The 19221-nt window shown below is 29.2% G+C and carries 24 protein-coding genes, 1 tRNA gene and 1 other annotated feature; of the genes, 23 read left to right on the plus strand and 2 right to left on the minus strand.

The window, feature by feature from the left end; all coding sequences use genetic code 11:
- The first annotated feature begins 22 nt into the window (after positions 1–22).
- From mltG to greA, 3 genes are read left to right on the plus strand one after another with little or no spacing between them, the layout of a single operon-like run.
- The gene (mltG, locus tag MOO46_RS01505) at positions 23–1147 is read left to right on the plus strand and encodes an endolytic transglycosylase MltG (RefSeq protein WP_249511270.1); all 1125 of its coding nucleotides are present in this window, start codon (positions 23–25) and stop codon (positions 1145–1147) included.
- A gap of 21 nt (positions 1148–1168) precedes the next feature.
- Entirely contained in the window at positions 1169–1843 is a 675-nt protein-coding gene (udk, locus tag MOO46_RS01510) for a uridine kinase (protein WP_249511271.1), read from the plus strand.
- Positions 1844–1859: 16 nt separating this feature from the next.
- Positions 1860–2336 (plus strand): transcription elongation factor GreA, encoded by a 477-nt coding sequence (greA, locus tag MOO46_RS01515; protein ID WP_249511272.1) that lies wholly within the window; start codon positions 1860–1862, stop codon positions 2334–2336.
- Positions 2337–2383: 47 nt separating this feature from the next.
- Here the strand turns inward: greA and MOO46_RS01520 are convergent, their stop codons facing one another.
- Entirely contained in the window at positions 2384–4939 is a 2556-nt protein-coding gene (locus MOO46_RS01520) for a YfhO family protein (protein WP_260525472.1), read from the minus strand.
- 146 nt (positions 4940–5085) lie between these two features.
- On the opposite strand from MOO46_RS01520, the gene MOO46_RS01525 reads away from it, so the two are divergent.
- From MOO46_RS01525 to MOO46_RS01555, 7 genes are all read left to right on the plus strand, one after another.
- Complete coding sequence (locus MOO46_RS01525) at positions 5086–7125, plus strand: peptidoglycan D,D-transpeptidase FtsI family protein (RefSeq protein WP_249511274.1); 2040 nt, start codon at positions 5086–5088, stop codon at positions 7123–7125.
- A 141-nt stretch (positions 7126–7266) separates the two neighbouring features.
- Positions 7267–7416 carry a 50S ribosomal protein L33 gene (gene rpmG / locus MOO46_RS01530; RefSeq protein WP_249511275.1) on the plus strand — a complete coding sequence of 50 codons (150 nt, stop codon included), beginning with the start codon at positions 7267–7269 and terminating at the stop codon, positions 7414–7416.
- 51 nt (positions 7417–7467) lie between these two features.
- On the plus strand, positions 7468–7998 hold the full coding sequence (locus MOO46_RS01535) for a 5-formyltetrahydrofolate cyclo-ligase (protein ID WP_249511276.1): 531 nt from the start codon (positions 7468–7470) through the stop codon (positions 7996–7998).
- Positions 7967–8674, plus strand: coding sequence for a rhomboid family intramembrane serine protease (locus tag MOO46_RS01540; RefSeq protein ID WP_249511277.1), 708 nt, complete (start codon positions 7967–7969; stop codon positions 8672–8674). The genes MOO46_RS01535 and MOO46_RS01540 overlap by 32 nt, the downstream gene beginning before the upstream one ends.
- Positions 8675–8700: 26 nt before the next feature.
- Positions 8701–8916: a YqgQ family protein gene (locus MOO46_RS01545; protein ID WP_249511278.1), complete on the plus strand. Its 216-nt coding sequence runs from the start codon at positions 8701–8703 to the stop codon at positions 8914–8916.
- A gap of 12 nt (positions 8917–8928) precedes the next feature.
- On the plus strand, positions 8929–9897 hold the full coding sequence (locus tag MOO46_RS01550; RefSeq protein ID WP_249511279.1) for an ROK family glucokinase: 969 nt from the start codon (positions 8929–8931) through the stop codon (positions 9895–9897).
- Positions 9898–9921: 24 nt separating this feature from the next.
- Positions 9922–10302, plus strand: a complete 381-nt coding sequence (locus MOO46_RS01555; protein ID WP_249511280.1) for a rhodanese-like domain-containing protein — start codon at positions 9922–9924, stop codon at positions 10300–10302.
- 58 nt (positions 10303–10360) lie between these two features.
- On the opposite strand, the gene MOO46_RS01560 is transcribed toward MOO46_RS01555, so the two are convergent.
- Positions 10361–10537 (minus strand): DUF3042 family protein, encoded by a 177-nt coding sequence (locus MOO46_RS01560; RefSeq protein ID WP_249511281.1) that lies wholly within the window; start codon positions 10535–10537, stop codon positions 10361–10363.
- A 139-nt stretch (positions 10538–10676) separates the two neighbouring features.
- Here MOO46_RS01560 and miaA point away from each other — a divergent pair, with 139 nt between their 5' ends.
- From miaA to xseA, 13 genes are all read left to right on the plus strand, one after another.
- A complete protein-coding gene (miaA, locus tag MOO46_RS01565; RefSeq protein WP_249511282.1) occupies positions 10677–11597 on the plus strand; it encodes a tRNA (adenosine(37)-N6)-dimethylallyltransferase MiaA in 921 nt (306 codons plus the stop codon).
- An 89-nt stretch (positions 11598–11686) separates the two neighbouring features.
- On the plus strand, positions 11687–12064 hold the full coding sequence (locus MOO46_RS01570; protein WP_249511283.1) for a MerR family transcriptional regulator: 378 nt from the start codon (positions 11687–11689) through the stop codon (positions 12062–12064).
- Positions 12065–12097: 33 nt separating this feature from the next.
- Positions 12098–13441, plus strand: a complete 1344-nt coding sequence (gene glnA, locus MOO46_RS01575) for a type I glutamate--ammonia ligase (protein WP_249511284.1) — start codon at positions 12098–12100, stop codon at positions 13439–13441.
- Between the two features lie 97 nt (positions 13442–13538).
- Positions 13539–14054 (plus strand): hypothetical protein, encoded by a 516-nt coding sequence (locus tag MOO46_RS01580; protein ID WP_249511285.1) that lies wholly within the window; start codon positions 13539–13541, stop codon positions 14052–14054.
- A gap of 56 nt (positions 14055–14110) precedes the next feature.
- Positions 14111–14184: transfer RNA gene (locus tag MOO46_RS01585), tRNA-Arg, on the plus strand.
- A 91-nt stretch (positions 14185–14275) separates the two neighbouring features.
- Positions 14276–14352: a sequence feature (ribosomal protein L21 leader region), on the plus strand.
- Positions 14353–14371: 19 nt separating this feature from the next.
- Entirely contained in the window at positions 14372–14680 is a 309-nt protein-coding gene (gene rplU, locus MOO46_RS01590) for a 50S ribosomal protein L21 (protein WP_249511286.1), read from the plus strand.
- A gap of 13 nt (positions 14681–14693) precedes the next feature.
- Positions 14694–15038, plus strand: coding sequence for a ribosomal-processing cysteine protease Prp (locus MOO46_RS01595; protein WP_249511287.1), 345 nt, complete (start codon positions 14694–14696; stop codon positions 15036–15038).
- 21 nt (positions 15039–15059) lie between these two features.
- On the plus strand, positions 15060–15356 hold the full coding sequence (gene rpmA, locus MOO46_RS01600; protein WP_249511288.1) for a 50S ribosomal protein L27: 297 nt from the start codon (positions 15060–15062) through the stop codon (positions 15354–15356).
- Positions 15357–15483: 127 nt separating this feature from the next.
- A complete protein-coding gene (gene efp / locus MOO46_RS01605) occupies positions 15484–16047 on the plus strand; it encodes an elongation factor P (RefSeq protein ID WP_249511289.1) in 564 nt (187 codons plus the stop codon).
- A 47-nt stretch (positions 16048–16094) separates the two neighbouring features.
- Positions 16095–16535 (plus strand): Asp23/Gls24 family envelope stress response protein, encoded by a 441-nt coding sequence (locus MOO46_RS01610; protein WP_249511290.1) that lies wholly within the window; start codon positions 16095–16097, stop codon positions 16533–16535.
- Complete coding sequence (gene nusB, locus MOO46_RS01615; protein ID WP_249511291.1) at positions 16535–16930, plus strand: transcription antitermination factor NusB; 396 nt, start codon at positions 16535–16537, stop codon at positions 16928–16930. Before MOO46_RS01610 ends, nusB begins: the two co-directional genes overlap by 1 nt.
- Before the next feature lie 102 nt (positions 16931–17032).
- Positions 17033–17893 carry a bifunctional 5,10-methylenetetrahydrofolate dehydrogenase/5,10-methenyltetrahydrofolate cyclohydrolase gene (locus tag MOO46_RS01620; protein WP_249511292.1) on the plus strand — a complete coding sequence of 287 codons (861 nt, stop codon included), beginning with the start codon at positions 17033–17035 and terminating at the stop codon, positions 17891–17893.
- Complete coding sequence (xseA, locus tag MOO46_RS01625; RefSeq protein ID WP_249511293.1) at positions 17886–19220, plus strand: exodeoxyribonuclease VII large subunit; 1335 nt, start codon at positions 17886–17888, stop codon at positions 19218–19220. The genes MOO46_RS01620 and xseA overlap by 8 nt, the downstream gene beginning before the upstream one ends.
- Position 19221: the final 1 nt, after the last annotated feature.

Below are 19221 nucleotides of genomic sequence, written 5' to 3' on the forward strand. Positions count from 1 at the left end.
TGTCTAAGATGGAGGAATTGTATTGGCTAATAAATTAAAATCCGATAATTCTTCTAAGAAGCATAATAATTTAGGCCGAAAGATTAGTTTCACAATTGTGGGAATTTTGATTATATTGGGATGTTTTATATTTTTCCTAGGACATCAATATTTAAATAGTTCTTTAGAACCACTTAATTCCAAAGATAAAAGTGTCATACAAGTCAATATTCCTTTAGGTGCTTCGGATAAGAAAATTGGATCAATTTTACAGGATAATAAAATTGTTAAGAGTGGGATGGTATTTGATTATTATGTAAATAGTAATCATTATAATAATTTAAAAGCTGGATATTATGAATTTTCACCTTCAATGAGTTTATCGACGATTGCTAAAAAACTGAAAAACGGTGGTTCTTCGCAACCGCTTCAAGGCAATTATGGTAGATTGCTTGTTAGAGAAGGCGATGATATTAATCAAATTTCCAAGGATATAGAAAATAGAAGTCAATATTCTCGAGAAGATTTTCTTAATCTTATTGATGATAAAAATTATTTATCGCAATTGGAAAAACAATATCCAGAAATGTTGAGTTCTTCATTTAAATCTAAAAATACTAGATATAAGTTGGAGGGATATTTATATCCTGCTACTTATAATTCGCAAAAAGGAATTGATTTGAAGGACATTGTTAAACAAATGTTGGATAAATCTAATAATGAGCTAAAGCCTTATTATAAAACTATCAAGAAGCAAGGACTTACGGTAAATCAAGTCATGACTTTAGCATCGATGGTTGAATTGGAAAGGTATAGCAATATTGATCGTGAAAAGATTGCTGGAGTATTATTTAACCGATTAAATTATCAATTACCACTTGAAATGAAGTCCAGTATTTTGTATGCTAATGGGAAAAGTTTTAGTCAATCAATTGAAAAAAAAGATTATAAAATTAAATCTCCTTATAACTTATTTAAGCATACTGGATATGGACCTGGACCTATTAGTAATCCTAGTATTAATGCTGTGAAAGCAGTTTTAAATCCAAGGGATAGGGATAAAAATTATTTGCATTTTTACATTGATACTAAGAAAAATAAAGTTATGTATACCAGTGATTTGTTAAATAGTAGTTCAATAGTCAAAAATAATAACTATATGAGATAAAAATAATTTGGAGAGATTAATATGGTAGAAAATAAAAAACGTCCTGTTGTTATAGGTGTAACTGGTGGTTCTGGTAGTGGTAAAACTACTGTAAGTCGTGCTATTTTTAATCAGTTGTTAGGGCACTCAATAATGATTTTACAACAAGATTCTTACTATAAGGACCAATCACAAAAAACTTGGGCTGAAAGAGAAGAAACTAACTATGATCATCCATTATCTTTTGATACGGATTTATTAATCGATGATTTACACAAGTTATTAAACTATAAAGCAATTGAGAAACCCGTTTATGATTATAAAAAGTTGAATCGTAGTGAAGAAACAGTTACTCAAGAACCTCGTGATGTTATTATTCTTGAAGGAATTTTGATTTTAGATGATAAACGTTTAAGAGATTTAATGGATATTAAGGTATTTGTGGATACTGATGATGATATTCGTATTTTAAGACGTATTCAACGTGATACTAAGGAACGTGGACGTACACTTGATGAAGTTGTTCAACAATATCTAGAAACTGTTAGACCTATGTATAACCAATTTGTTGAACCAAGTAAGCGTTATGCAGATATTATTGTTCCTGAGGGTGGTAAAAACCAAGTTGCTATTGATTTATTAACTACTAAAATTCAATCAATTTTATTAAAACATGGTAATACCAAAGTTTTGAATAATATAGATACAACAATTTAATTAAAGGAGATATAGTATGGCTGAAGACGAAACATATCCAATGACCCTTGAAGGTAAAAAGAAATTGGAAAATGAATTAGAAGATTTAAGATTAAATCAAAGACCTAAAATTATTGAAAGAATCAAAATTGCCAGGAGTTATGGTGATTTATCTGAAAACTCTGAATATGAATCTGCTAAAAATGAACAAAGTATGTTAGAAAGTAGAATTACTACTGTTGAACATATGCTTCAATATTCTAATGTTGTAGATAATGAAGATGTTGATAAAGACTTGGTTAACGTTGGTAAAAAAGTTACTTTTAAAGAATTACCAGATGAAGATCCAGAAACTTATCAAATTGTTGGAGCTGCTGAAGCAGATCCAATGGGTGGAAAAATTTCAAATGATTCCCCAATTGCTAAAGCATTGTTAGGTCATAAGAAAAATGATGATGTAACAATTGAAATTCCTGCTGGTGATATGCAGGTTAAAATTATTGATGTTCAATAATGAATAAAAAGATCCTTAAGATGAATCTACTCATCTTAAGGATCTTTTTATTTGTACTTTTTTTTATTTATAATCAAGTTAACTAATAATATTGAAATTCCAATTATTGTCATGATAATGCCTATGTTTAAACCACTAGGATAATAATATAGGAAAACTTTATGTTTTCCTCTTGAAACCATTTTACTACTACCAATAAATTCATTTAACCATGGCGATATTTTGGATTCATGACCATCTATGACTAAATGCCATCCCATTGAATAAGGTATTGACGTCAAAATATTACCTTTTTTGTTAAAGTTTAAATCAGCAGATATATTATTATTATTAAATTTAATATTATTCCTTTGATTATGAATATAATTTGTATCTTTTTTAAATTGATTATAGTTAAGATTATAAAGGCCAAAATCATTAGAGTATAAACTAGCTTTTTTAAAATTAATATCTATTGTACTGTTTTGCTTAGGTAAGCTGATCACTATTGAATTAGAAAATGTTTTAGGCACAATAACACTATTTCCGTTAACAAAAATTGAGCAGTTATCTTTATTAAAATTACCAGATAACAGTAGATAAGGAATGTTTCCATCAGTATAGTTGTATTTAATATCAATAGAAGCTGGTTTTAATAAATTTTTCTTTTTAACAACTGATTTGTTAAGAGATTTGGTGTTATAAACATTATTAAAAGTTACTTTATAATCATTATTAAAATTAAATATATTTTTATTTGAATTAGATAAAGATTTAAAAATATTGTTTTGATAGTTCAAGGGGTCATCATTAGTTTTTATTTTTTTTAATGAATTCTGATTTGTTTCATAAATTATTGGAAAATAATTATTGTTTTTATAACTATTAAAATCATTATTTACTTTATTATTAATAACATCATATCGTTTTCCACTTTGCTGAATCATTGGATATTTTTTAAATCCATTATCCATATTAATTATATATTTAAAACTTAATAAGGAGTCGGTAAATAAGGTGCCATTAGAATAATCAATTGATCCGCTATTAAATGGAATTCCAATTTTTGATTCAAATTCAGTATTTTTCTTTTGTAAAGTGGATGAAAATACTGAACCACCATTAAAATTATTTTCTAAAGGATCATTTTTAGTACGATAAAATGATTTTCCAATTCGGTAGAATGAATTATCATTTTTTTGGATTGATGATATTTTATTTGATAATATTTTATTATAAGTAGTATAGTCACTATTATTAACATATGAAATGCTATTTAATGAATTGAAAGTGTTTATTCCCATATCACATATAGTGATTATAAGAAGGCTTAATAAATAGTATTTAAATGTTTTTTTGTTGATTAACATTATTATTAAAAATGTTATTGCTAAAATTAACAATGAAATTATATATTTTTCTATAGATAAAAATGTAAATCTATTAATATTAACTCCAACGTATAACATTCCAGCAACAAGAATGACTGAAACTTTTATTATTAAAGTAATATTTATTTCTTTAGGCAAACTATTAAAGCCAATTGCTCCTAAATATGCAATCAAGAAACAAGTAATAAATGAAAATCTATATGGATACCATACTGGAAATTGAAATGCATGCCAAAGTAAATCAAGTGGTTCAAAGGACATGGATATAATCAAAAATGATAGTAGCAAAAAATATATAACTCTTTTTTTTATTCTAATGTTGTGATTGAAGAAAAAAGAAATCATTGATATTAATGCAATACTTCCAATAAATATATTAGGATAGCCACTAGGTATTTGATCAAAGTTAAAAGCACCATTTAAAGACTTAGAAATCATATCTAAAGGATTATACTCAAATTTCCATTTTATATTACTGATTGTATATTGCCCTTTACCATCTTTAAGGGCTATTATGTTAGGTATCATTAGCCATGATGAAATTAAAAATGCAGTTAAACTAGTTCCAATATATTTTAAAATCATTTTAATTTTATTATTGATATTGCTGTATTTAATAACGTAATTAGCGATAAAATATGTACATGAAAATATACAAATCATAAAAGCCATATAATAATTAATGATTATTATAGCTGTTAATGATATTAAATAAACTTTATAAGAGTTCTTTTTAATTATATTATCAATACCTAAAATAATTATTGGTAATATAATCATTGCATCTAACCATATAATATTCAATTGGTTAGCAATTATCCAACCATTCATTGCATATGAAGTTGCAAATATTGGAATTGTTAAATTGTTTTTAACTTTTTTGGTTTTTATTAAGTATCCAAAACTTAATCCTGACAGTCCATATTTTAATAACGTAATCAACATAATACTACCATTCATGAAACTTTTCGGTAGAATAGCAATAATTAAGTTTAACGGGCTCATTAAATAGTAAGACCATATACTTGTCATTTCACCACCATATCCATTTGAAAAAGAATAAAATAGATTACCAAAGTTAAGTGTATTGATAGTTCTTTTATAAAATGAAAAAAAATCTACGTACTGTTGGCCTAAATCTACTGTTAAAATGCTACCATTACCAAATGGAAACATATTGCGATATGCAAAATAACATGCCATAATTATAAACGGAATAAAAAAACTTAACATAAGTGGTATATGATTTTTTATATGTTTAATAACTTGTCATCCTTTCATTAATGAAATTGTTGTCACTATTTTATACATATATTATACAATACGTATATAATAACATTCATGTTTAAAAAAATTTATAACAAGGAGTTTAGATAACCTTGAATAGTTTTCTACAAAAAATATTTCATCATCAAAACAAAAATATAAATTCGAGAGTACCTTTTCGATTAAAAATATTATTATTTATTGTCGGTGCTTTGTTTTTAGTATTAATGATTCAATTAGCATATTTACAAATCGTCAATGGAAGTCAATATAAAGCTGAAGTAAATCGATCCGATAATTCTATAAAATTGGGGAATGTTCAAAGAGGGATGATTTATGATTCTTCTGGAAGAGTTTTAGTTGGAAACAAGGCCCATCAGGCTATCCAATATACTAAAAGTATAGGTGTTAATAGTAGTGACTTATATAATCTTGCTAATAAGTTAAGTAAGTATATAAGCGTTGATTCAAGCGCCTTAACTTCTAGACAGGCAGCTGAATATTACCTATCTAATCCTTCTAATTTGCAGAATATAGAAAAAAGCTTAAAGTTACCAGCTAATTCAACCCCCGATACTCAATATAATGCTGCTTTAGATAAGGTTCAGAATGATAAGTTATATGGTAAAAGTGCATCTGCTAAGAATGCAGCTGTTATTTTTCAAAAAATGAGTGGTGCATATCAACTATCCACTACTTATATTAAAACAACGGGAGTTACTAATAAAGAATTAGCCGAAGTCGGAGAACATTTAACTGAAATGCCGGGTATTCAAATTGGTAGTAGTTGGACTAGAGAATATCCTAATGGTAATTCTGTTCAAAGTATCGTTGGAACAGTTTCTTCAGAAAAAACAGGATTACCAATCGATAAGATTAATACTTTACTTGCGCAAGGATATTCTAGAAATGATAGCGTTGGACAAAATTACTTAGAATCAGAATATGAACCTGTTTTGAGAGGATCTAAGTCACAAACTTTAATTCAAAATGGTAGCTTAGATAAGTCAATTAAACAGTATGGTGGTCAAAAAGGTGATAATGTTCAGTTAACTATTAATTCACAATTTCAAAAAAAATTACAGTACTTAGTAGAACATGCCGAAATGTCAGGAAATTCTACTGGTGCTTATGCTGTTGTTATGAATCCTAAAGACGGATCTGTTGTAGGAATGGGTGGAGTGAATAGAAATCCTAAGACTGGTAAATTAACGCCTAATGCATTGGGAACAATTAATAGTTCCATTACAATGGGATCTGTTGTTAAGGGTGCTATGGTGTCTGGAGCACTTATGGATAAAGTTATAACTCCCACTAATTCTGTTTTAACTGATAAACCAATTCTTACTGGTGGTATCCAAAAAAGTTCTTGGTTTAATCATAATGGATCTGCAAATTTACCAGTTGATGCTTCTACCGCTTTAGAAATATCTTCTAACTCTTATATGATGCAATTAGCTATGAAAGAGGCCAAATTTAATTATTATTCAGGAGCTCCATTAACGATGAATCCTGATGTGTTTAACATTATGCGAGGATACTTTAATCAATTCGGTTTGGGAGTGAAAACAGGAATCGATTTACCTGGTGAAACTAAGGGAATTCAGGGTCCTAGTGGTTTTGCTAATATTGGTAAAGCACTTGATTTATCTTATGGAAATTATGATAATTATACAACTATGCAAATAGCACAATATATTTCTACCATTGCTAATGGGGGATATCGTATTGAGCCACATGTTGTGCAAAATATTAGATCATCTAACAAAGACGGTAAACTAGGAAGAGTTAAATATTCTGTGACACCTAATATATTAAATAAAATTGATATGACTCCGGCTCAACGAAAAGTTGTTACTGATGGTTTTTATAAAGTTGTTCATGGAACTAGTCAGTATAGAACTGGGATTACGCTAAATCAAGTTAAACCAGAAATTTCTGCTAAAACTGGGACTGCGCAAACTTTTTATAATCATAATAGTACTGTTACTCTTAGTTTAGGTTCTTTTGCACCATCTAAGAATCCGCAAGTAGTAGTTGCACTAGCAATTCCAAACTTGCCAGACGATGCTGAAAGTAATAATATTAACTTAGCTAAGCAAATATACTCAGCTTATTGGAAATATGTACAGTCAGATAAAGGTTTTGAATAAAATTATTGCTGTTAAGTAATTTTCCTTAACAATATTTGTATAAACTCTGGTCAAATCCTAAAAAAAATGATAATATATTAAAAGTTGACGGTTGTTTATATCTATAAATTGTAAAAAGATAAATTTGGAGGTGTAACACTAATGAGAGTACACATTACACTAGAATGTACAGAATGTCACGAACGTAACTACTTATCAACTAAGAGTCGTCGTAATAACCCTGATCGTTTGGAACTAAATAAATATTGTCCACGTCAAAGAAAAGTTACATTACATCGTGAAACAAAATAAGGATTCGGGTTTAAAGCCCAATCCTTTTTTTATATCTTAAGAGAGTGTTATATGGATAAAAAAAATATTAGAAAACAAATTATTGGTCTATTAAAAAATAAGAATCATAAAAGTTATTATGAACACAAACTTTATAAAAAATTATTTAATAGTTTAGAATGGAAAAATAGCGACTCTATAGCAATCACTATAAGTTTAAAATTTGAAATTGATACAAGACCGATTATTAGAAAGGCTTTTTTAGATAATAAGGAAGTTTTTGTTCCTAAAGTCATATCTAAAGAAGAAATGGTCTTTATTAATTGTACTGAAGATACTAAATTTAAAAAAAGTTCTTTTGATATATATGAACCATTATTTACTTTTAAAGCTAATATTAGTGATATTGATCTATTAATTGTCCCAGGTTTGGCCTTTTCTTTAGATAATAATCGTTTGGGATTTGGCGGCGGTTTTTACGATCGAATTTTAAAAAAATATAATGGATATACTCTTTCTCTTTGTTTCAAGGAACAAATATATCAAAAAGCACTTTGGAAAGTTGATGATTTTGATCAAAAAGTTAAAAGAATCATTTATTAAAATAAAAAATTCTTCTTTTTACCATGATATTGATGAAAAACCATTTATAACAGAGCTTTTATTGCTAATCATGGCTTTTGTTTATATTTTTGGTTTAATTACAAATACCAGTGATGAAATTGTTATGAATGGATCTATGTATAGATATCCAATTCAATATTTTGGTCAATGGTGGCGTTTTATTACACCAATATTTATTCATTTAGGTTTATTACATATTGTAATGAACGGAATTAGTTTATATTATGTAGGGATTCAATTAGAAAAGATCTTTGGCCATTTTCGTTACTTATTGATTTTCATGTTATCTGGTATTATGGGGAATATTGTTAGTTTTGCATTTTCTAATAATCCTAGTGCTGGTGCAAGTACTGCTATTTTTGGATTGTTTGGTGTTTTCTTAATGTTAGGGGAAACTTTTCATGATAACGTGGCAGTTAGAAAAATGTCACAAAGTTTTTTAATATTAATTGGTATTAATATAGTTTTTGATTTAACCAGTACAACAATTGACTTATCAGGGCACTTAGGTGGATTAATTGCAGGATTTTTTGTACCTTATATTATTGGATTACCAAATTATAAGGTCAATAAGTCTAAAAAGATACTTTCTTTTATTGTCTTATTAATAATCATAATTTTTTGTTTAAAAACTGGATATATGTCAAATAATTAGTGCATTTTTTTTTAGGATGTGGGACAATGAATACGTTGTATGATGTGCAACAACTATTAAAAAGATTTGGTATTTATGTTTATGTAGGTAAAAGAATTTGGGATATTGAAGTTATGGCTTTAGAACTGGATCATTTAAATGAATCAAATGTCATTACTCAAAAAGAGTTTATACAAGCTAAACTAGTTTTAAAACATGAACATAAAATCGAAGAAAATAAAACTGAGAATAACAATATTTAGGAGGAACTACAAATGGTACGTAAATTGATTGGAATTGACTTAGGAGGAACAACTACAAAATTAGGCTTTTTAACAGATAGTGGTGAAATTCTTGATAAATGGGCTATTACCACAGATGTAAGCGCTAACGGAAGTCATATTGTTCCAAATATTATTGAATCTATTACAAAAAAGATGGAAAACTCTGATCATAAAATTGATGATTTTGTAGGTATTGGAATGGGAACTCCAGGTTCAGTGGATCGTGAAGCAGGTACAGTAATTGGTGCTTATAACTTAAACTGGAAGACAACTCAAAAAATCAAGGATCAAATTGAACAGGCTTTAGGCCTTCCTTTTTCCATAGATAATGATGCTAACGTTGCCTCATTGGGAGAATATTGGCAAGGTGCCGGTAGTAAAGATTCTGATGTTGTTTTTGTTACTTTAGGAACTGGTGTTGGTGGTGGTGTCATTATTAATGGTGAATTAGCTCATGGTATTAATGGTGGCGCTGGTGAAATTGGCCATATTACTGTTGAACCAGGTGGCTTTATGTGTACTTGTGGTAAACGTGGATGTTTAGAACAATATGCTTCAGCTACTGGTGTGATTAATGTGGCAAAAAGTTTATCTACTGAATTTACTGGTAATTCAAGATTAAAAGAAATGATTAATACTGGCGAAGAAATTACTTCTAAAATTGTTTTCTTCTTAGCTGACAATGGTGATATTTTTGCTAATCAGGTTGTTGACCGTGTATGTTATTTCTTAGGTTTAGCTTTAGCTAATGTTGGTAACACTCTAAATCCTGGTAATATTGTTATTGGTGGTGGTGTATCTAACGCTGGTAACACATTACTACAACCAACAACTAAATATTTCCAAGAAAACGCTTTTAGACCCGTTCGTGATTCTACTAAAATTCGTTTAGCCCAATTAGGTAATGATGCTGGTGTTATCGGTGCTGCATCGCTTGCGTTAAGAAATACTCAAAAATAATTTAATTAGGTTAGGAGATTCATGATGTATTCTTCACTGGTTTTAGTAGTATTAATTATTGCTGTATTTTTTATTATTAACTTATCTACTAGAATAAGGGCTAATAGAGCTGCAAACATAATTAATGAAGAAGATTTTCAAAAGGGTAGTCATCGAGGTCAAATTGTCGATTTAAGAGAAACAAAAGATTTTGATTCTGGGCACATATTAGGTGCTAGAAGTATGCCATATTCAACCATTAAGACTTTTTATGGCAATATTAGATCTGATATGCCTGTTTACTTATATGATCAAGGTATGAATATTAGTATGCGCACTGCTATTTTTTTAAGTAAAAAAGGTTATAAAACTATTTATATTTTGAAAAGCGGTTATCGTAATTGGAACGGTAAAACAAAAAAATAATATAAAAAATAAATCCATTGAAAGAAATTTACTTCCAATGGATTTATTTTTTTCGCTTTTAATTTAGATGAGCAGAACGTTGCTTTCTTAAAACACGCTTTCTGTTTTCTTCAAGCTTTTGTTCATGATTTTCTACAGGTTCAACGACTGTCTTTTTAAAAGAAAATAATGCACCAACGACAGCGCTTAGTGTAGCTAATACACCTAACAAGAATCCGTTTCCAAATTTCTTCATATAATAACCTCCTTATGTATATATCTATACATTTCTATTATGCAAGATTTACTACAATATATCCAGTTTTGTGTTTATTTTTACTCAATAATTTATTATTATAAAGTTAAGTATTATTCTAAAAGAAACGGTGAAAAACATGAATAAAGTTTTAATAATAGCTGGACCTACAGCGATAGGTAAAACGTCATTGTCTATATCGTTGGCCAAAAAATTTGATGGTGAAATTATTTCTGGTGATTCAATGCAAGTTTATAGACATTTGAGCATTGGAACAGCTAAAGTTACAAGTAATGAAATGGATGGAGTAAAACATCATCTTATTAATTTTAAAGATGTTAATGAACGATATTCAGCATCTAATTTTGTTGATGATGCTAAAAATTTAATTAAAGATATATCTAGTAGGGGTAAATTGCCTATCATAGTTGGAGGTACTGGATTCTACTTACAATCCTTAGTTGATGGTTTTAAATTTGGTCAAAGCTTCGACAAAGATAACAAATTGAGAAATGATTTACATAAATATTCAATTGATAATGGTAAATATAATTTGTGGAAACGCTTAGATAAAGTTGATCATGAATCAGCAATTAATATTCCTGTTAATAATGAGCGTCGTATTATTAGATCTTTGGAATTTTATAAACAATCGGGGAATAAATTTTCTGAACAAAATGACAAGTCTGATATTGAAATTGATAGTTATATAATTGCATTAAACACCAATCGTAATAACTTATACCAAAGAATTAATAAACGAGTAGATGATATGTTTAGCAGTGGTTTAGTCGACGAAGCTAAGTGGCTGTATAATAAAGGCGGATTAGATTTGCCAGCATGCAAAGGGATAGGCTATAAAGAGTTTGATGGTTATTTTAATGGAAATTTAAATCTAAATGATGTTAAAGATTTAATTCAGAAGAATTCAAGACACTATGCTAAAAGACAATTAACTTGGTTTAGAAATAAAATGGATGTTACATGGTATGACATTTTAAATAATAAGGAAGAAATTTATTCAATTGAACAAGATATAACTAAATGGATTAATAAATAATTTTAAATTCATGTTATAAAACATGACATATGATCTTGACAAGGACAATTATAATGTTAATATAAAATATATTAGAGGGAGTTATTTTTATGAAAGAAAAAGACTTAAGACGTTCTTTATCAGTTTTACCAATTGGCACTGTTATGAAACTTACTAGTTTAACTGCTAGACAAATAAGATATTATGAAGAGCAGGGACTTGTTTCACCTGAAAGAAATGAAGGAAATCGCCGAATGTACTCTTTAAATGATATTGATGAGATTTTAGAGATTAAAGATTATTTATCTGAAGGGATGAACATTTCTAAAATTAAGAAAGTCTATGAGCAGCGTAAACAAGACGAGTTAAATAATAAAGATACTCATAAGAATTTGTCTGATGAAGAAGCTAGAAAAATACTTTCAGATGAACTTTTAAATGTTGGTGGTTTAAACTATAAAGATGTTAAGGGCAATAATTCTTTTTAATTAATATAATAAAAATGTTAGGGGTAGAGTTAAATGGCTACAAAACATGATTATTCAAAAGACGACATCCGTCGTATTGTAAAAGAAAAAGATGTTAAATTTTTAAGATTAATGTTTACTGATGTTTTAGGAACATTAAAAAATGTTGAGGTCCCAATTAGTCAGTTAGATGAATTACTAGATAATAAGTTAATGTTTGATGGTTCATCTATTGAAGGATTCGTTAGAATTGAAGAAAGTGATATGTATTTACATCCAGATCTTTCAACTTGGATGATTTTTCCTTGGAGCTCAGAAAAAGGGAAAATTGCTAGGGTTATTTGTGAAGTATACAAGCCTAATGGTGAACCGTTTGAAGGTGACCCTCGTAATAATTTAATTAGAGTTCTTAAAGATATGAAAGATGCCGGCTTTACTTCCTTTAATATTGGACCTGAACCAGAATTTTTCTTGTTCAAGATGGATGAAAATGGTAAACCAACAGTTAAATTGAATGATCAAGGTAGTTATTTTGATATGGCCCCTCTAGACTTAGGTGGAAATTGTCGCCGTGACATTGTTCTAACTCTTGAAGAAATGGGATTTGATGTCGAGGCTGCCCATCATGAAGTCGCCCCTGGACAACATGAAATTGACTTTAAATATGCTGATGCTTTAAATGCAGCAGATAATATTCAGACATTTAAATTGGTTGTTAAAACGGTTGCAAGAAAACATGGTCTTTATGCTACATTTATGCCAAAACCATTGAGTGGTATTAACGGTTCAGGAATGCATTTAAATATGTCATTATTCAATAAAGATGGTGATGTATTCTATGATAAAAAAGGTGATTTAGAATTATCCAAGACTGCATATCATTTCTTAGGTGGATTAATTAAACACGCTAAGAGTTACACTGCAATCTGTAATCCAATTGTTAACTCATACAAGCGTTTAGTTCCTGGATATGAAGCACCTGTTTACGTTGCTTGGTCAGGATCAAATCGTTCTCCATTAATCCGTGTACCTAATGCTCGTGGACTTGCAACTAGATTAGAAGTAAGAAGTGCTGATCCAACAGCTAATCCATATATGGCAGTTGCTGCAGTGCTTGAAGCTGGTCTTGATGGGTTAAGAAATGAAATTGTTCCACCAAAGAGTGTTGATAGAAATATTTATCATATGAATGCTCAAGAAAGAAAAGAAAATCAAATTGTTAATTTACCAGATGATTTACTTGATGCACTTAAAGAATTATCTTATGACAATACAATTAAGCATGCATTGGGTGAGAAAATCTTTAACAGCTTCTTAGCTGCTAAGCATTTAGAATATGATGCATATCGTGCTCAAGTTTCTGAATGGGAAAGAGAACAATATATGGAACAATATTAAAAAATATTTTTAGGAGATTATAAAATTATAATCTCTTTTTTGTTTGAAAATTATATTGCTCATGATAAAATCGATATTATCCTTAAGGAGTGATATTTTGTTTGATTTTGATGAACTTTTAAAAAATTCTATTTCTAAATTTAGAATTGAAGAACAAAAAAGTAATTTACCAGTTAATCCAAATAATAGACTTAAAAAAGCTTATATTAATTTAGATATTAGTTTATCTAAATTAGCAAGTGATTCTAAAAGATTTAGCATTTTAAATTTTACTAAACTAGATGTTAGTCCAGACGATTATAAAAAGAATATTTTGGAAGACTTTTCTAAAAGTATGAATTTGTTTTTGTTAGTAGCTAATTTAAAAAATTGGAATCATTTAATTCATATATCAAATGACGAACAAAATCGTATTTTTAGTAATAAATCTGATAGTGATTTTAGTAATGTATACATTGTTATTAAAAAAATGCTTTTTAACAGTTTATCCAGTCATAATGAGAAAGACTTTTTATACGCTTGGAAAATATTTAATAAGTTTGGAATTGTTGACTTAAATCTTAAAATTAATGATGTTATTGAAGAAGTTAAAAGAATTAATAAAAATATTTAAAAACTGTTGACATAGAATACTATTTTTAATATAATTATTTTTGTTGGTTATTTGATGTCGCAGTAGCTCAGCTGGATAGAGCAACGGTCTTCTAAACCGTAGGTCAAGAGTTCGAATCTCTTCTGTGACATTTATAAAAAGTAGATTACAAATTGTAATCTACTTTTTTGTTGACTAAATACCTTAATATGTGTATACTTACACTGTTGTATTTGTGGACTTCACAGCTACAACCGCACGTAGTAAGTATTAAGTTTCATTTGATGAACGCTTATCTTCGGCGAGTCTAAGCATATTATTTCAAGGAGGTGCACATTATGTACGCAATTATCGTAACAGGCGGTAAGCAATATAAAGTTGCTGAAGGTGACTCAATCTATGTTGAAAAGTTAAACGCAAACGAAGGTGACAAGGTTAACTTTGACCAAGTTGTTTTTGTTGGTGGTGACTCAGCTAAGGTTGGTACTCCTTTAGTAGACGGTGCTTCAGTTGAAGGTACTGTTGAAAAACACGGCCGTGGCAAGAAGATTACTATTCTTCGTTACAAACCTAAGAAGGGTGCCCGTTCAAAGAAGGGTCATAGACAACCATATACTAAGGTTACTATCGACTCAATCAAGGCATAGTAAAGAGGCTATAATGATTAAGGTTAATATTTATCATAATAATTTAAATGATCATATAACATCTTTTAAATTAACTGGTCATGCTGATTCAGGAGAATATGGTAAGGATATAGTTTGTGCTGCTGTTTCTGTACTGTCTATTTCTACTGTAAATGGATTAGATAGTGTAGCGCACTTAGAGTCTAAAGTTAAAAGTAATAATTCTGATGGTGGTTTTATGCAGGTAACTATTCCTGAAGCTAAAAATCATGATACTGATATAGCTGCTCAAGCTATTTTAAGTAGTTTTGAAAATGGTATATCAGATGTTTCTAAAAATTATGCAAAATATATTAAATTAGATATAATAAACGATTAAATTGTACGGAGGTGTAATCCTATGTTAAAAATGAATCTACAATTCTTCTCTCACCATAAAGGGGGAGGTTCAACTGCTAACGGTCGTGATTCAGCAGGTCGTCGTCTAGGTACTAAGGCTGCTGATGGATCAACTGTTACAACTGGTTCAATCATCTATCGCCAACGTGGTACACATATTTACCCTGGTAAAAATGTTAAGCGTGCTAATGATGATACTTTATTTGCTTTATCAGATGGTGTTGTACGTTTTGAACGTATGGGCCGTAAGAATCGTCAAGTTTCAGTTTACCCTGTATCTGAAGCAGTTTCTAAATAATTAAGTAAATGATGTATAAAAAGCCTGATTATCAGGCTTTTTTTATTATAAAAAAAAATGTTATAATAAATATTAAGCAATATAATGAACTATATTTAATAGTTAATATTAGGAGGATTATTTAATTATGGCAACAATTTCAACAGCTCAGTTTAAAACTGGATTAACAATTAAGGTTGATAATGCAATTTGGCGTATTGTTAACTTTCAACATGTAAAGCCTGGTAAGGGTGGTGCTTTTGTTCGTTCTAAGTTAAAGAACTTAAGAACTGGAGCGGTTCAAGATAAGACTTTCCGTTCAGGTGCCAAAATGGAACAAGCACAAATTGATTCTAAAACTATGCAATATTTATACGAAGATGGTTCTGGTTATGTATTCATGGATATGGAAACATACGACCAATTAACTGTTCCTGGTGAAAAAATAAAAGATGCTTTAAATTACTTGCAAGAAAACATGGAAGTAAACATTGTTCAATATGAAAATGAAGTAATTGGTATCGAAGTTCCTAAGACTGTTACTTTAGAAGTTGAAGAAACTGAACCTGGCATTAAGGGGAATACTGCATCAGGTGGTAGTAAACCTGCTACTATGACAACTGGATTAATTGTTCAAGTTCCTTTCTTTGTTAATGCTGGTGACAAACTATTAATTAATACTACTGAAGGTAGTTATATTTCAAGAGCTTAATAATTTAATTAATTAAGATTTTAATTGCTCGATTGGGGGTAATCCTTATGGCAGATAGTAACAATATTGCTTTGAAATCATCAAGTTCACAAGCTGGTGAAATGCAAATTTCTCCACGAGTATTAGAAATAATTTCTAGTATTTCTGCTGTTCAAGTTAAGGGCGTTAATCGGATGCGTGGTTCTTTAGCTAATGGGGTTAACGAACTTTTTGGTAGAAAAGAATTTGGCAAGGGAATTAAATTAAATTTTGATAACGATAAATTAATTGTCGATGTTTATGTTTACTTAAACTATGGTGTTTCCGTGCCTAAAGTGGCTTTAAATATCCAAGAACAAGTAAAACAACAACTCTTATTCATGACAGAACTAAATTTAGGTGAAGTTAATGTTCATGTAGAGGGAATTGTTCCTGAAAAAGCGGACAATGCATTTGATTCAAATAATTTGTTTGATGACGACGATAGTGATAATAAGGGTGAACAATAGTGAATTTTACGAGACATAAAATAAGAGAGTTTGCATTTCAAACATTGTTTGCAATTAATGCAAATGATACTACAGATAAAGAGCTTTTTTTTCATGCCATTTCAGAAACAGAAGATGATATTCCATCTTATTATTTGGAATTAGTTAATGGTGTTTTAGAAAAAAGAGAAGAATTAGATACTAAAATTAGTGAATATCTTATTTCAGGTTGGTCAATTGATAGGATTGCTAAAACTGATCTAGCAATTCTTAGAATGGCTTTCTTTGAAATCTTTTATGTAGATGATATTCCATCTAAGGTAGCAATTAATGAAGCTTTAGAGTTAACTAAGAAATATAGTGATGATCATTCACGTAAATTTGTTAATGGTGTTCTATCTAATGCTATTTTATAAATTTAAAAATAGATTTGCTTTGATGCAAATCTATTTTTTTAATGCATAATTTTATTTTAATGTGCTAAAATAAGGATAAAAAATAATTGGGGTGTTTCTATTATGGCAACTGTTATTGATGGAAGATTATTAGCAAAAAAGTTAAATGAAAGTACAAAAGAAGAAGTTACAATTATGAATAGTAAATCTATTGTTCCTTGTTTAGCAGTTATTATTGTAGGTGAAGATCAAGCTAGTAAGCGATATGTAAGAAGTAAACACAAGAAAGCTGAACAACTTGGTATTAAATCAATAGTAAAAGCATTGCCTGAAGAAACAACTGAAAAAGAATTATTATCAGTATTAGATGAATATAATCATAATGATTCAATTAATGCAATTTTAATTCAATCACCACTACCAAAACATATTAATGAAAAATTTGTAATGGGACATATCAATCCCCAAAAAGATGTCGATGGTTTTCAAACCATTAATTCTGGAAAATTATTTTTAAATGAAAACGAAAATTATCCAGTTGCTTGTACGCCTAAAGGTATTATGAAAATGCTTGAAGAATATAATATTGAATTATTGGGCAAAAAAGCAGTTGTGATTGGTAGAAGTACTATTGTTGGCAGACCAATGGCAGCATTATTAATTAATGCTGGTGCTGAAGTTAGTGTTATTAATCATTATGCTAACGTAAATGATTATACTAAAGATGCCGATATTATAGTTTCAGCTACTGGTGAATTACATACGGTTACTAAAAAAGATGTCAAATCAGGTGCTACTGTAATTGATGTTGGTCAGAATTTAAATGAAGATGGAAAATTAGTTGGGGACGTCGATTACGATGATGTATCTCAAGTAGCCGGTTACATTACGCCAGTTCCTGGTGGTGTTGGTCCGATGACAATTAGCACTTTAATGAGTCAAACCGTTGAACTTACAAAATGGAGTGAAAAACATAATGAGTAATGATTACTTATCAGTTAGCGATTTAACTAGTTATATCAAAAAAAAGTTTGATCGCGATCCTTACTTAGGTAAAGTTTATTTAACCGGTGAAATATCTAATTTTAGATTGAGACCTGTGCATCAATATTTTAGTTTAAAAGATGATAACGCTAAGATTAGTGCAATTATGTTTAAATCATCCTTTAATAAAGTTAAATTTACTCCTGAAGAAGGGATGAAAGTTTTAGTTACCGGAAGAATTTCTTTATATGAAAAGACCGGTAACTATCAAATATATATTGATCATATGGAACCTGATGGTGTAGGTGCACTTTATCAAGCATATGAACAATTAAAAAATAAGTTATCTAAAGAGGGGCTATTTTCAGCTCCTAAACAACAATTAACTAAATTTCCTAAAAGAATTGCCGTTGTGACCTCTGCCAGTGGAGCAGTTATTAGAGATATTATAACGACAACTAGAAGACGATATCCAATAGCACAAATTGTTTTATTTCCAGCGGTTGTACAGGGGGATGAAGCAGCTAATGATATTACTCATCAAATCGCTCGAGTTAATGAGATGGGAAATTTCGATACTTTAATAATTGGTCGTGGTGGTGGATCAATTGAAGATTTATGGCCATTTAATGAAGAAAATGTTGCTAGAGCTATCTTTGATAGTGAAATTCCAGTGATTTCTTCCGTAGGCCATGAAACTGATACAACGATTGCCGATTTAGTTGCAGATGTTAGGGCTGCTACCCCAACTGCTGCTGCTGAATTATCTGTTCCTGTTTTAACTGATGTTTTAGCTGAATTGCAACAAGCACAATTAAGAATTTTTAATGCTTTTAAAAATAATATAAATATTATGAATCAACGTTTAAATAAAGCAAAAAACTCTTATATTTTTAAACAACCTGATCGTTTGTATGATTCTTATCTACAAAATTTAGATGGGTTACGTGAAAAATTAATTATTAACATGAAAACTAATTTACAAAGATTTGATAAAAACTTAAATCAACTATCTAATAAATTACAGATTAATTCTCCTAAACAAAGAATTGATGCTAATCTTAAAATTTTAAATATAAAGCAACAACAATTGGAAAGAAATATTAGATTAGTTGTTAGTTCAAAAAAAAACAAGATCAAAAATATTGCGGATTCTTTAGATCATCTAAGCCCATTAAAAACAATGTCAAGAGGATTTAGTTACACAACCGATGAAAATGACAACGTAATCAAAAGTGTTGATGATTTGAGTGAAAATAGTCAAATTAATCTAAACTTAATTGATGGATCTGCTCAGGCAACTATTAACAACATAGAAAGGAAGTAAA

Origin of the sequence: Apilactobacillus apisilvae (assembly GCF_023380225.1) — a bacterium.
In the GTDB taxonomy this organism is placed as follows: Bacteria; Bacillota; Bacilli; order Lactobacillales; family Lactobacillaceae; genus Apilactobacillus; species Apilactobacillus apisilvae.

Bases quoted from the DNA above. Each gene is read 5' to 3' on its own strand.
- rpmA (WP_249511288.1), top strand. From the start codon at position 15,060: ATGTTAAAAATGAATCTACAATTCTTCTCTCACCATAAAGGGGGAGGT.
- MOO46_RS01560 (WP_249511281.1), bottom strand. From the start codon at position 10,537: ATGAAGAAATTTGGAAACGGATTCTTGTTAGGTGTATTAGCTACACTA.
- rplU (WP_249511286.1), top strand. From the start codon at position 14,372: ATGTACGCAATTATCGTAACAGGCGGTAAGCAATATAAAGTTGCTGAA.
- MOO46_RS01545 (WP_249511278.1), top strand. From the start codon at position 8,701: ATGAATACGTTGTATGATGTGCAACAACTATTAAAAAGATTTGGTATT.
- MOO46_RS01610 (WP_249511290.1), top strand. From the start codon at position 16,095: ATGGCAGATAGTAACAATATTGCTTTGAAATCATCAAGTTCACAAGCT.
- udk (WP_249511271.1), top strand. From the start codon at position 1,169: ATGGTAGAAAATAAAAAACGTCCTGTTGTTATAGGTGTAACTGGTGGT.
- efp (WP_249511289.1), top strand. From the start codon at position 15,484: ATGGCAACAATTTCAACAGCTCAGTTTAAAACTGGATTAACAATTAAG.
- MOO46_RS01550 (WP_249511279.1), top strand. From the start codon at position 8,929: ATGGTACGTAAATTGATTGGAATTGACTTAGGAGGAACAACTACAAAA.
- MOO46_RS01535 (WP_249511276.1), top strand. From the start codon at position 7,468: ATGGATAAAAAAAATATTAGAAAACAAATTATTGGTCTATTAAAAAAT.
- MOO46_RS01595 (WP_249511287.1), top strand. From the start codon at position 14,694: ATGATTAAGGTTAATATTTATCATAATAATTTAAATGATCATATAACA.
- MOO46_RS01620 (WP_249511292.1), top strand. From the start codon at position 17,033: ATGGCAACTGTTATTGATGGAAGATTATTAGCAAAAAAGTTAAATGAA.
- rpmG (WP_249511275.1), top strand. From the start codon at position 7,267: ATGAGAGTACACATTACACTAGAATGTACAGAATGTCACGAACGTAAC.
- xseA (WP_249511293.1), top strand. From the start codon at position 17,886: ATGAGTAATGATTACTTATCAGTTAGCGATTTAACTAGTTATATCAAA.
- MOO46_RS01555 (WP_249511280.1), top strand. From the start codon at position 9,922: ATGTATTCTTCACTGGTTTTAGTAGTATTAATTATTGCTGTATTTTTT.
- glnA (WP_249511284.1), top strand. From the start codon at position 12,098: ATGGCTACAAAACATGATTATTCAAAAGACGACATCCGTCGTATTGTA.
- MOO46_RS01570 (WP_249511283.1), top strand. From the start codon at position 11,687: ATGAAAGAAAAAGACTTAAGACGTTCTTTATCAGTTTTACCAATTGGC.
- greA (WP_249511272.1), top strand. From the start codon at position 1,860: ATGGCTGAAGACGAAACATATCCAATGACCCTTGAAGGTAAAAAGAAA.
- MOO46_RS01520 (WP_260525472.1), bottom strand. From the start codon at position 4,939: ATGTTAAGTTTTTTTATTCCGTTTATAATTATGGCATGTTATTTTGCA.
- miaA (WP_249511282.1), top strand. From the start codon at position 10,677: ATGAATAAAGTTTTAATAATAGCTGGACCTACAGCGATAGGTAAAACG.